The sequence below is a fragment of the Paenibacillus sp. 1_12 genome (genome assembly GCF_900114475.1).
Classification (GTDB): Bacteria; Bacillota; Bacilli; order Paenibacillales; family NBRC-103111; genus Paenibacillus_S.
Window position 1 is genome coordinate 341507 of record NZ_FOTE01000002.1, and the last position, 12188, is coordinate 353694.

The following is a 12188-nucleotide window of genomic DNA, read 5'->3' on the forward strand; positions in this document are numbered from 1 at the left end:
AAAATCAAGCATTTATTAAAAATAAACGTTGATAATCTCTTTAAAGGCATGTTAAATTGATATCAGTAAGTTTAAATTTTTATTAAATTAATATTTATATTAATTCAAAAAAGGGAGTGTAGTTACACATGCAGCAAAAAGCTACCATGATTATTGACAAGGATTTTATTATTGGGGAAATTGATAATCGACTCTACGGCTCCTTCATTGAACATCTGGGACGGGCCGTTTATGGGGGCATTTATGAGCCAGGACACCCGGAAGCCGATGAAAAAGGCTTTCGTAAAGACGTACTTTCTTTGATTCAACAGCTTCAGGTACCCATTGTTCGTTATCCAGGCGGCAATTTTGTTTCTGGCTATGACTGGAAGGACGGGATCGGACCCAAGGAATCACGCAAGCGCAGACTGGAACTGGCCTGGAAAACGATAGAAACGAATCAGTTCGGCTTGAACGATTTTGTAGATTGGGCGCGTATTGCCAACACAGAGGTCATGTGGGCAATCAATCTGGGAACACATGGCGTTGATGAAGCGCGTAATATTGTGGAGTACTCCAACCATGCTTCAGGCACCTACTGGAGTGATTTGCGAAGAAGCCATGGCTATGAACAGCCGCATCAGATCAAAACCTGGTGTTTGGGCAACGAAATGGACGGACCTTGGCAAATCGGTCAAAAAACAGCTCAGGAATACGGCCGTATCGCAGCCGAGTCTGCTAAAGTCATGAAATGGGTCGATCCTACTATTGAATTAGTAGCTTGCGGCAGCTCAAGCCGGACTATGCCTACCTTTCCGGAATGGGAAGCCACTGTGCTTGACCATACCTACGATCATGTCGAATACTTATCGATGCATACTTACTATGGTAATAAAAAGAACGATACGCCCACGTTCCTTGCACGCTCATTGGAAATGGATGACTTTATTAAAACATTAATTGCTACCAGTGACTACGTCAAAGCCAAAAAACGCAGCAAAAAAACGATGTATTTATCGTTTGATGAATGGAATGTCTGGTATCACTCCAATGATGCTGACAGAAAACGTGACCCTTGGCAAATCGCGCCTCCACAGCTTGAGGATATTTATACGATGGAAGATGCTCTGGTTGTAGGCTGCATGCTGATCAGCTTGCTCAAGCACTCTGACCGTGTGAAAATGGCTTGTCTGGCGCAGCTTGTTAATGTTATCGCTCCTATCATGACCGAAACAGGCGGCAAAGCCTGGATGCAAACGATCTTCTTCCCTTACCTGCACACATCCGTATACGGCAGAGGCAAAGCATTGGTTCCGCTCATTCAATCACCAAAATACGATACGACCGAAATCACCGATGTACCTTTCCTTGAAGCCGTTGCTGTATATAACGAGGAAGCGCAGGAAGTTACCGTATTCGCAGTCAATCGTGATTTGGAGAATGCACTGCCCCTTGAGGTTGATCTTCGCAGCTTCGGCGCCAACAGCCGTTTGCTGGAGCATATTGTACTGGAGCATGATAATCTGACTGCACGTAACACAGCTGACGATTCGAATGCCGTTACACCTCACAACAAAGGCAATGCTGAGGTTAAAGGCTCTGGACTTACAGCACGCCTGGGCAAAGCTTCCTGGAATGTAATCCGCATCGGCGTACAAGCTAAGCAGTAATCCTCTGCAGCGGCAATAAACAGCCGAGCTGCTCAACCGGTAAGTCCATATTCGGTTATACAAATAACAGGGGCTGTCACAAACTATCATGGCTTTATGACCATGGAAATTGTGCCAGCCCCTATTTCTCCACTAATTATTTAACGAAACGGGCTGACTCTCCGATAGCTATAGCTACCGGAAAGTCAGCCCGTTCACTTCTTAGGATTAAGGATACATCACAGTAACCTTCTTGTTCCAAATTTCTTTACGTAAGCGAATTCGGATACACCATCACTTTGAGGCTGCCCGCTTTATTCGTTCTGGCGCGCTCCATGGCTTCTAGCGTTTGCTCAAGCGGATACCGGTCTGTAATTAAGCTCAGCATATCCGTTTTACCTGAAGACAAAAATGTGATTCCCTGCGGGTACGTATTAACATAACGGAAAATTCCATAAATATCGATTTCATTATCGCATATGAAAGGAACATTAACGCCCACCTCATCAACGGGTGGCAGTCCCACTATAGACAGCTTACCTCCGCGTCGAATCGATTGCATTGCTGTTTTGAGTGCACGTGGATGCCCTGCAGTTTCAATAGCAAGATGGACACCGCCGCCGCTCAGACGTTTGATCTCAGCTGAAGCATCGGTTACATCAGGATAGATCAGATCGGTAGCTCCAAGTCTTTTAGCAGCTTCCAGACGGTTTATTTCCAGATCGCTAACAAAAATCCGATTGGCGCCAAAAGCTTTGGCAGCAGCCACAGCGGTTAAGCCTACAGGGCCCATGCCGATAATAGCCACATCCCAGCCGGGTTTAAAGCCAGCGCGATTTAGCGCGTGAATGCCAACGGAAAACGGCTCGTTCAAAGCAGCTTCTTCAAAGGATAATGAATCGGGAATCGGGAACAAAAAGTCCTCACGATGAGCGATATATTGGCAGAAAGCTCCGTCCACTGGCGGGGTAGCCAAAAACTGTACATCCGGACACAGATTATATTTCCCTGACTTGCAGGCCTCGCATCGGCCGCAGGTTATGCCTGGCTCGATTGCCACCCGATCTCCTGGTTTGAAGCGTGTTACCTGCTCGCCGCACGCTGCGACAATACCTGCGCATTCATGCCCGAGAATGATCGGTTTCTCCACAATATAAGAGCCGATCCGGCCGTGCTCATAGTAATGAAGATCCGATCCACAAATACCAACTGCCATTACCTTTACGAGCACCTCATCAGGCTTGATTGCCGGTACCGGCAGCTCGACTATCGAGATTTGATACGGCTCCGTCATCAGCGCCGCTTTCATCGTTTGTGGAATATCGGGTAAGCTCCGGGTGCGATCTGTTTCTTGAAATGTAGTCATTATTATGCCTCCTGTAAGATGATTTACTTATTGGTCTCATGCATCATTCATTTAATCGGTAAAATCGGCTTGCATTATCTCCATAAACAGCAGCCAATTCCTCCTCTGTCCAGCTTGTACCCAGACTGGTCTCAATCAAGTCCATTACTTGTGGGTACGTCGCCGAGAACAGACAAACCGGCCAATCACTGCCGAACATCACACGTTGTTTACCAAAAGCATTCAGCACGACATCTACATAGGGTTGGATAGCCGCTTGTGTCCATGGTGCATCCAGCTGTTCGGGAACCATACCCGACAGCTTACACATTACATTCGGGAATGAGGCAATTTGCCTCATCTGTGATGTCCAAGGCTCTATAATACCCTCCAATATCGGAGGCTTTGCGAGATGATCGACAACTGCACGTAAATCCGGCACCTGCTCCAGCAGCTTCGCAATATACGGCAAATGTCGAGGATTAGCCTGTAAATCAACAGGGAATTGGGCATCAGCCAATAATTTGAGATGACGGATTACCGTTTTCCCCAATATCCAGTCCGACGATAGATCTTGAATCATCGGCCTAAGCCCGACAAACTTGGGATTACTGCGAAAGCGGTCCCATTGCTGCTCAAATGTATTGGATTCCAAATCCAGCCAGCCGACTACACCGGCAATTGTTGCTTCCCTCTCCGCTATGCTTAGGAGGAACTCCGTTTCTTCAGAGGTCGGGGCGGCCTGAACTACAATCGTTTTTTGAAAATCGTATCGCTCCAGCCAAGGCTTTAAATGTTCAGGCATATAGTCTGCATAGATTCTTCCCAGGGAAGGCTTCAACCAACCGTAGTCTGTACGCGAGATGATCCAATAATGCTGATGTGCGTCAATGCGCATTTCTTTATTGTCCTCCGTAAGCATCAATTTGTTATGCAGAAAACCAGAAACGTACACATCGTCTAACTTGAACTGCTGCTTTCAATTCTTATCATAGCACTACTTATTATTTTCGGGAATACATACACGTACACTCATCTTGATGGTCAGAAACCTACAACATAAATTGAAATAAATTTGTCACAAAGATAATCAAAGTCTTCATTCGTGATTCATAACCAGCAGCTATCACCAAAAAACCTCGTTTCCGCTTCAGCGCGATCAACGAGGCTTGATTGCTTATAATTGTGTAGCTATCCTTTTAACGAACCTGCCATCACACCGGCAACAAAAAAACGTTGTAAAAACAGAAACAGCAGTACCATAGGAATTGATGTTACCACAACACCCGTCAACAGCATCGGATAATCCGTAACATATTCGCCTCTGAACTGAAGCATCGCCAGCGGAAGCGTCAGCTTGTCTTTACTGTTCAGCAGCAGCATCGGAATAAGCAGATCATTCCATACCATCACAAATAAGAAAGTTGCCGTGGCTGCCAAGGATGGTGCTGAAAGCGGTATGGCTATACGTGTGTACAATGTCCACTCTCCCGCCCCGTCTATCGTTCCCGCTTCGAGAATTTCTTTGCTTAGCAGACGCATAAAGCCTGTCAGCATGAACACCGATACCGGTAGCAGCATTGAAATCGAAATAATAATCAACCCATACAAGCTATCTGACCAGCCTAAAATGCGGGCAAGCGCATAGATCGGCAGCATGCTAACCTGCGAAGGAACAATCAGTCCGAGCACAAAAAGACTAAACAGCCATTTGGACAGCCTTCCTCCCATCCGAACGATTGCATACGCGATCATGCTACCGAGCAGCAGCTCAAGCACGACAGTACCCAGAGTAACCTCGATACTGTTAAGAAAATATCTCCACATGGGCTGCTCTTTGAACATACCGATAAAATTATCCCAGATAAATGGACGCGGCCAGCTCAGCGGATGAGCGAAAAATGCCGGCGTCGATTTGAAAGCAGATATTGTAACCAAATAGACCGGAACCATAATCACAATAGCGTAAATGAAAATAACAGCCCGTTGGAGCCATTTCATTTGCATGGTAGCTCAACCTCTTAACTTTTAATAAGTAACACGGTCTGCGCGTAACGCTTTGAACTGCAGAGCCGTCAGCAAGGATAACAGGATTAGGAAAATCATTGAGCCTGCGGATGCCAGACCAAAGGAATAATTGGCAAAGGCCACATGATAAATATAGGTCGTCAATATTTCCGTTGCATTATTGGGACCACCATTGGTCATCGTAAAAATCAAATCGAACGCTTTAAACGATTGAATCGTTGTATAAGCAAGTACAATCGTTGCCGAAGGCGCCAGCAGAGGCCAGGTGATGCTGCGAAATACTTGCCACCTGCTCCCTCCATCCATTTTGGCCGCTTCATACAGCTCTGCAGGAATCGAATGCAGTCCGGCTACAAATACGATCATCATCTGGCCGGCATGCGCCCACACCTGTACAGCCGCTATCGAATAGAGGGCAATCGTTGTCCCGCCGATCCAGTTCTGTGTCAACATTTCCAAACCTGCCGCCTGCAGTATGGAATTGAGCAGTCCAATCGTCGGATCATACATAAACGACCAGATTAAACCCACCGACACCGACGAAAGAATCGTCGGGAAAAAGTAAAGGGCTCGCAGAAAGACATGAATTTTAGTGTTTTTGACCAGCAACAGAGCCAGAAATAACGAGATCATCGTTTGGCAGATCACAACGACAAGCATAAATTGGATATTATTCAAAAATGCTTTTTGAAATACGATACTATGAATCGTTTTGTTATAGTTATCGAGTCCGATGAACTTATAGGACGGCGAGATGCCGTCCCAATTGGTGAAGGAATAAAACAAGCCGGAAGACGTCGGAAAAACGAACAGCGTCAGGTATAGCAAAGTGCCCGGCAGCAAAAACAACCAAAGTATTTTCCGATTGCCCTTCATCACTTCTTGATTTGTTGATCAACAATCGCCTGTGCTTCCTTGGTAGCATCCTGAGGCGACTTGCCGCTCAACACGGCCTGAATCGAATTCGTAACCGCCTTCTGATTCTCCGCATCGGTAATGAAAAAGCGCGGCTGGAAGAGCGTCTTTTTGTTCGCCCATTCAACTGCTACCTGCAGCTCGGGGCTTGTATATTGAACATCCTTGACCGTTACATTTTGGCCGGTTTCATTGGCGTATTGCGCGGCAATCTCTTTTTTACTAAGGAACTCGATGAATGTTTTGGCTTCCTCTGGATGCTTCGATTTACTGTTAACAGCCAGCATAAAAGTAGCGGTATGGATACCTTCATAGGTAGCTTTATCAGCGGCAACCGTAATCGGTGCGAGCAGCTTTTGCACCAGCTCTGGATTTGCCTTTTTATTTTGCGCTAGTTGATAGGAACCGCTGGCAAGAATAGCTGCTTTCTCCTGTGTGAACAAAGCGCCGGCTGCCGCATCCTTCGTTCCAAGCGAATTTGGCTGAAAATAGCCCTTATCGTTAAGCTCCTTAAATTGGCTAAGTGTTTTTACCCACCACTCATCGGTTAGCTTTGCTTCTCCAATTCCCAGCTTCGTGAAGCTATCAGCGCTTGGCAAATTGTTCATGACCATCGTATTCATAAATTGTCCAGGACCGATATCTGCACCCGCAAATGCAATAGGAATAATTCCGTTGCCTTTCAGCTTCTCGCATAGAGCGAGAAAGCCGTCCCAATCCTTGGGCGGGGTTAGATTGTATTTCTCGAACAGCTTCACATTATAGATCGGGTCATTGTAGACAAGCTGATACGGAACAGCCAGCTGTTTGCCGTCCTTTTTACCGACTTGAATGAGTTGGTCATTGAAGTTGCCGAGAAACTTGGCATTTGTCAGATCGGTATAAAAACCCGCCTTGGCCAATGCTTCATACTGGGCGCCCGGGAAAGAAGCGAACACATCTCCAACAGAGCCATCAGCCAGCTTGGCTTGAGCAGTAGATTGATATTGATCAGAGGGCATCGTCTGCATCTCAACCTTAATATTCGGATTCGCCTTCTGAAACTGCTCAATGATGCTATTGAAGGATTTGACATCCTCACCGCGCCAGTGCAAAAAGCTGATCGTTACGGGCTTGGCAGCAGCAGGTGCCGTTCCTGCAGCGGGAGGCGTTGTGCCCTGCTGAGCTGCCGGAGCTGCACCGCAGGCTGATAAAAGCGACACAGCGGCAAAAGCGACAACCGATAGCTTCAGGTTGAATGTACTATTTTTCATTTCATATACCCCCAATAAATTTATGAATGGAATTCGGCTTGCTTTTGCTTCCACTTTTCTCTGAATAGCGGCATGACATGCTTCCCAAAGTTCTCGCCTTCCTCCAAATGGGGATAGCCCGATAAAATAAAGGTCGAGACGCCAAGCTCCGCATATTCCACCAGACGGTCTGCAACCTGATCGGCTGTTCCCACAATGAGTATTGCTCCACCGGAACGAACCGTAGATAGTCCGGTCCATAGGTTCGGTCCTACAACAAATCCGTTATCCTGAGACTGCTCTCTTAATTCGTTCTGTCGCTGTTGATTGGTTGCATCAGTTTTGGCAAATGCCGCTTGAGCATGCTTGCGTGTTTCCGAGGACACCTTACTGATCGAATCCCATGCGGCTGCCCAAGCGGCTTCCTCTGTATCCCTGATCAGTACCTGTGCGCGCAGACCATATCGCAGCTCCCGATCAATACCCGTATCCTCCAGATATTCGGCACGAATAGCTTCAACCTCGGCAATCTGCTGACCAATCCAATCGTGCGGCTCACCCCACATCAGGTATGTATCCGCATATTCCACTGCTGTCCTCTTGGCTGAGGGAGAGCTGCCACCCAGATAAAAGGGCGGATAAGGCTTTTGAATCGGTAAAGGTGTCGTAGCAGCACGTTTAAATTGATAATATTGGCCTTGAAAAGGCTGCGGTTCTGTTTTACTCCGATCATCGGTTTGTTTTGAGGAATCATCCTTCGTAAATTCGGAAGCTGTTAAGCCGTCCGCTTGTGACAAAGCTTGCTTCATAACCTCTAAATATTCCTGAGCCCGCACATACCTGCCATCATGATCATGAGCAAGCGGATCTCCAAGCTCTTCGAGATCTTGTATCGAGCTTCCCGTCACCACATTGATCATTGCGCGGCCTCCCGATAGGATATCCAGAGCAGCTGCCATCCGAGCAGCCAGTACAGGAGCAACCAAACCTGGTCGAACCGCGACCAAAGGTCGCAAGGTTTGCGTATGACTCATAACCGCCGAGCCTACAACCCATGCATCCAGGCATGCGCCTCCGGTTGGAATCAGCACAAATTCAAAGCCTGCTTGTTCAACCGTCTGTGCTACCTTAATTAAATATTCCAGAGTGGGCTCCCGTTCCGGAGCAACCCCCACATATGTGCCATCACCTGCTGTCGGCAAAAACCAGCCAAAACGAATTTCATTTTGTAAATTCATCCTAAGCTGCTCCCTTCTCGTCTCCGCTATTACGGTAGAATGCAACTATTTCCTATGAAAAATCAATGCCTTGACGACATAGAGCGCTCATGCCGCATCTCCAGCGAACCGGTCGATAACCTATAATTATAATAGGAATAGTATGTATTTGCATGATAACAAGAAACAGACAAAGAGGTCAATGTCAATTTGCGTGTGAATCGTTTGTCATTTTGTGCACTTTTCTAATAAAACAAATTGTTCTCTTACTTCATATTCGTTAAAATAAGAGAGAATAACTGGAATCTGAGATTTACAGTAAATAAATTAGCATGGTAAAAAGAGGTGTCTGTATGCGGGCAATAATGCGCGAGGATCATCATGAATTTTTGGAAATCCACTTTTTCACACCTTCCGAATATGAAAAATCAGGGGCAGCATGGCCCATTCGGATGGGACATAATATTGCCAAACCCAACTACCACATGGGGCCCAAAGCCTCACCCTATTGTTACTTGATCTTCATAACTGATGGCCAAGGTAAATTCGTCCAACGAGGTCGAACGTTTCCTTTGCGCAAAAATGACATGATTGGCTTATTTCCGCAGGTCACACATGAATACTTTACAGATCCAGATAAGCCGCTGCGGCAAATATTTGTCGCGTTTGACGGGAAGCATGCACTCCAGCTTATGGAGAAAATCGGGTTAAGCCCTGACAACCCTTATATTTCCGGTATTCTGAATTCAGCCGTCTACCGGCTCATGTGGGATTTTCTGGAGTTGGTCAGAAATCCCGCGGACAGCTATACGGATTTGGCTCGGCTCGGCAAATTTCATCAGGTTTTTGATAAGCTGTCACAGACTCATTTGTCGGATGCTTCCAAGGAGAACCCTACGATTTCAGGTGTGCACAAAGGTATGGAATACATGGAGATTCATTACGCAGAGGGTATTTCCGTGGAGCGTGTCTCCCAGTTCGTCGGTATGGAGCGAACCCGATTTACGAAGCAATTTCGGCAAACGTACGGCGAAACGCCGATGCAAGCCATTCAACGGTTAAAAATGAACGAAGCCAAGCTGCTGCTGGAGCGGACGACCTACAGGCTATCGGAAATCGCCCATTCTGTCGGCTATCCCGATCTGTTCTCGTTCTCCAAAGCTTTTAAAAAAAGAGAAGGCATACCTCCACAATTATACCGTTTGCAGCAAATTGGTGATAAGAATGATCCTTCCTGACACTTGACTCACTTGACTCATCCACGAGAAGCTTTTCTCAATTACAAAAAAGGAGCAAAGAAGGCGACATCCTGCTGCCGCCTTCTTTGCTCCTTTGACTCTTTCATCAATTTCTTTCCAGATACTGAAGCATTTCTTTGCCACGGGTACAGAAATGTTTTGGTCATCGCTAAACTACCATAAAAGAACGGATTAACTTTCATGCTCTGTGGCGCACGCAGGGGGATGCATGGATGATTCAAGGTCCCACTATCGCCAAAAACAAAGTTGCTACTTTTCTGATAAATGTTTATTGACGTCCAATCCAAATATGTGTACTATATAATTAGACATTTAGAAAATTATCTAAATATTGAAATGTGGCGGTGATATCTTGTGAATGACGCATTTAAAGCATTATCGGATCCGACTCGTCGGCAAATCTTACAGTTGTTACGGGACAAAAGTATGAGTCCCGGGGAGATATCGGAACATTTCCAGATTAGCAAGCCGAGCATATCTCATCACTTAAACTTGCTCAAGCAGGCAGGTTTGGTCTTAGACGAACGACAAGGGCAAAACATTATTTATACGCTGCATACGACAGTTGTAGAAGATGTCATAGGATGGATGTTCAATATTATTAACAAAAGTGAGGATGAAAAATGATGAAAGTAATGAGAGAAATCTTTCTTATTTTGCTTAGCGTTTCGCCGGCAGTCGGGGCATTGCTTCTTTACAACCAACTTCCAGAAACGATGGCTACACACTTTGATATTAATAACGAAGTAAACGGTACCATGAGTAGAGGAATGCTAATCGTCATGCTTTTTTTGCTTGGTCTTATACCGGTTATAATCCGTGTTTCACGTTTCGTCGACCCCAAGAGAGCCAATTACGAACAATTTTCTAAAGCATTTGAAGTATCTCGAGTCGGTGTCACTATACTGTTAACTGTGGTTGGTTGGATGATCATTGCCTACAACCTTGGAAGTCATGTCGACATGGCTAAGGTGGCCATGTTCGTTGTAGGGCTGTTTTTCGCGATCATGGGCAATTACTTTACCCAGGTTAAGCCTAACTATATGTTTGGAATACGAACACCGTGGACACTGGCTAATGAAGAAATATGGAGGAAAACCCATAGGCTAGCTGGCCCTCTAATGATGATCGGTGGGGTAATTTCCGTGATTTCTTCGTTCTTAAGCGGTTCAATAGCAGTTATCGTATTTATAATAGCGATTGTAGCTGCATCTATAATTCCTGTGTTTTACTCTTATATGTTATACACTCGCAATAGAGTCAAATGACGCCGTGTTACATGTACCATTAGATGAGGCTGCCGCTCGGCAGTCTTTTCTCAACTGCATACTTCAGGTAAATTGAAGTGGGAGCTGCCGTGGCGGCTCCCATTTTTTTGAAATTTGAAGCATTTCTTTGCCGCGGGTTCTTTGAAGCATACCTTGTGATTGGGGCAAGATTATGCTTCAAGTCTCATCCTTTTACATGATCAACCTCATCAAACTTAAGCGGTCAGTACTTCGTTCCCTTCGTACCGCTGTTGTTCAGTAAATATTCAAAGTCATTTTCAAGCCGTTTCTGTTCAGCCTTGCGGGCATCCACAACCTGCTGTCTTGCATCTTCCTTCTGCTTCGCCTCTGCCGCTTTCATCGCGTCGGCCTGCGCTTGAAGCTTGCTTAGAACATCAGGATTGATCAAATCCTTCAAAGTAGCTGGCTTATCCTGAGCAGCGGGTTTGGGAGCCACTGCGGGTCTTTGTTTTTTTGCCATCTGGAGATTACCTACCCTTCTATCCTTTAGTGACTGAACTTATAGCATAACAATATTTTGATGTCCTGCCAAGAAGCCCCCATCCACAGGGATACAAGTACCCGTAATATAAGAGGCTTGCGGGGATGCCAGAAAGCATGCTGCCTCTGCTACTTCGTGTGATAGTCCAAAGCGTTCCATCGGTGTTTTGCCCAATACACCGTCTCTGAACGCTTGCCGCTGGAAATTTGCCGAATTGAGATCCGTTTCGATATAACCGGGACTCACGGAGTTAACTCGGATTCCATATTTGGCCCATTCCACCGCCAGCACTTTGCTGTATTGCAGCAGACCGCCCTTGGAGGCCGAATACGCACTCTGATTCGGGGTAGCGATATGCGACAGCATCGAGGTGATCGTCACAATCGAGCCGCTGCCTTGTTGGATCATCCGCTTACCCACCTCCTGACAAGTTAAGAAGGCTCCCTTCAGATTGATCCCGATAATCTCATCCCAAGCCTCCGATGTATACTGCTCGGCAGGCATTCGTTTATTCGTACCCGCACAATAAATCAAGATATCGATTTGCCCATGAATACGGTTCGCCTGCTCCACAAACTGCTGTATGCTAGTCTGATCCTGAACATCGAGCGAAAGCCCGTCCGCCACTGCGCCCAACCCACGAATTTCCTCTGCCGTTCCCTTGTACTGCTCCTCAGTACGACTTCCAATTATGACTTTGCTGCCATATCCGGCAAGAGCCTTGGCAATCTCTTTGCCAATCCCTCTGCCACCTCCTGCAATAACCGCTACCTGCTGATCCAAACCACGCATGA

General features: G+C 46.3%; 12 protein-coding genes. 4 read left to right on the forward strand and 8 right to left on the reverse strand.

Going from position 1 to position 12188, the window contains the following annotated elements:
• Positions 1 to 128: 128 nt before the first annotated feature.
• Positions 129 to 1649: an arabinosylfuranosidase ArfA gene (locus tag BM210_RS05645; RefSeq protein WP_091165441.1), complete on the forward strand. Its 1521-nt coding sequence runs from the start codon at positions 129 to 131 to the stop codon at positions 1647 to 1649.
• Positions 1650 to 1896: 247 nt separating this feature from the next.
• On the opposite strand, the gene BM210_RS05650 is transcribed toward BM210_RS05645, so the two are convergent.
• The 6 genes from BM210_RS05650 to BM210_RS05675 all read right to left on the reverse strand — a co-directional run bounded on the left by BM210_RS05650 (position 1897) and on the right by BM210_RS05675 (position 8386).
• Positions 1897 to 2994, reverse strand: coding sequence for an NAD(P)-dependent alcohol dehydrogenase (locus tag BM210_RS05650; protein ID WP_091165444.1), 1098 nt, complete (start codon positions 2992 to 2994; stop codon positions 1897 to 1899).
• A gap of 43 nt (positions 2995 to 3037) precedes the next feature.
• A complete protein-coding gene (locus tag BM210_RS05655) occupies positions 3038 to 3871 on the reverse strand; it encodes an amidohydrolase family protein (protein ID WP_091165446.1) in 834 nt (277 codons plus the stop codon).
• Positions 3872 to 4164: 293 nt separating this feature from the next.
• Entirely contained in the window at positions 4165 to 4980 is an 816-nt protein-coding gene (locus BM210_RS05660) for a carbohydrate ABC transporter permease (protein ID WP_091165447.1), read from the reverse strand.
• A gap of 21 nt (positions 4981 to 5001) precedes the next feature.
• Positions 5002 to 5877, reverse strand: a complete 876-nt coding sequence (locus tag BM210_RS05665) for a carbohydrate ABC transporter permease (protein WP_177237642.1) — start codon at positions 5875 to 5877, stop codon at positions 5002 to 5004.
• On the reverse strand, positions 5877 to 7169 hold the full coding sequence (locus BM210_RS05670; protein ID WP_091165450.1) for an ABC transporter substrate-binding protein: 1293 nt from the start codon (positions 7167 to 7169) through the stop codon (positions 5877 to 5879). The genes BM210_RS05665 and BM210_RS05670 overlap by 1 nt, the downstream gene beginning before the upstream one ends.
• 20 nt (positions 7170 to 7189) lie before the next feature.
• Positions 7190 to 8386, reverse strand: coding sequence for an LLM class flavin-dependent oxidoreductase (locus tag BM210_RS05675; protein WP_091165452.1), 1197 nt, complete (start codon positions 8384 to 8386; stop codon positions 7190 to 7192).
• Positions 8387 to 8718: 332 nt separating this feature from the next.
• Here BM210_RS05675 and BM210_RS05680 point away from each other — a divergent pair, with 332 nt between their 5' ends.
• The 3 genes from BM210_RS05680 to BM210_RS05690 all read left to right on the forward strand — a co-directional run bounded on the left by BM210_RS05680 (position 8719) and on the right by BM210_RS05690 (position 10892).
• A complete protein-coding gene (locus tag BM210_RS05680) occupies positions 8719 to 9603 on the forward strand; it encodes a helix-turn-helix transcriptional regulator (RefSeq protein WP_091165455.1) in 885 nt (294 codons plus the stop codon).
• Positions 9604 to 9978: 375 nt separating this feature from the next.
• Positions 9979 to 10251 carry an autorepressor SdpR family transcription factor gene (locus BM210_RS05685; RefSeq protein WP_091165457.1) on the forward strand — a complete coding sequence of 91 codons (273 nt, stop codon included), beginning with the start codon at positions 9979 to 9981 and terminating at the stop codon, positions 10249 to 10251.
• A complete protein-coding gene (locus tag BM210_RS05690) occupies positions 10248 to 10892 on the forward strand; it encodes an SdpI family protein (protein ID WP_091165460.1) in 645 nt (214 codons plus the stop codon). The genes BM210_RS05685 and BM210_RS05690 overlap by 4 nt, the downstream gene beginning before the upstream one ends.
• A gap of 223 nt (positions 10893 to 11115) precedes the next feature.
• Here BM210_RS05690 and BM210_RS05695 read toward each other — a convergent pair whose 3' ends face one another.
• Together BM210_RS05695 and BM210_RS05700 are read right to left on the reverse strand one after the other, a co-directional pair.
• Positions 11116 to 11373, reverse strand: a complete 258-nt coding sequence (locus BM210_RS05695) for a DUF3886 domain-containing protein (RefSeq protein WP_091165461.1) — start codon at positions 11371 to 11373, stop codon at positions 11116 to 11118.
• Positions 11374 to 11412: 39 nt separating this feature from the next.
• Positions 11413 to 12186 carry an SDR family NAD(P)-dependent oxidoreductase gene (locus BM210_RS05700; RefSeq protein WP_091165464.1) on the reverse strand — a complete coding sequence of 258 codons (774 nt, stop codon included), beginning with the start codon at positions 12184 to 12186 and terminating at the stop codon, positions 11413 to 11415.
• Between the last annotated feature and the right edge of the window lie 2 nt (positions 12187 to 12188).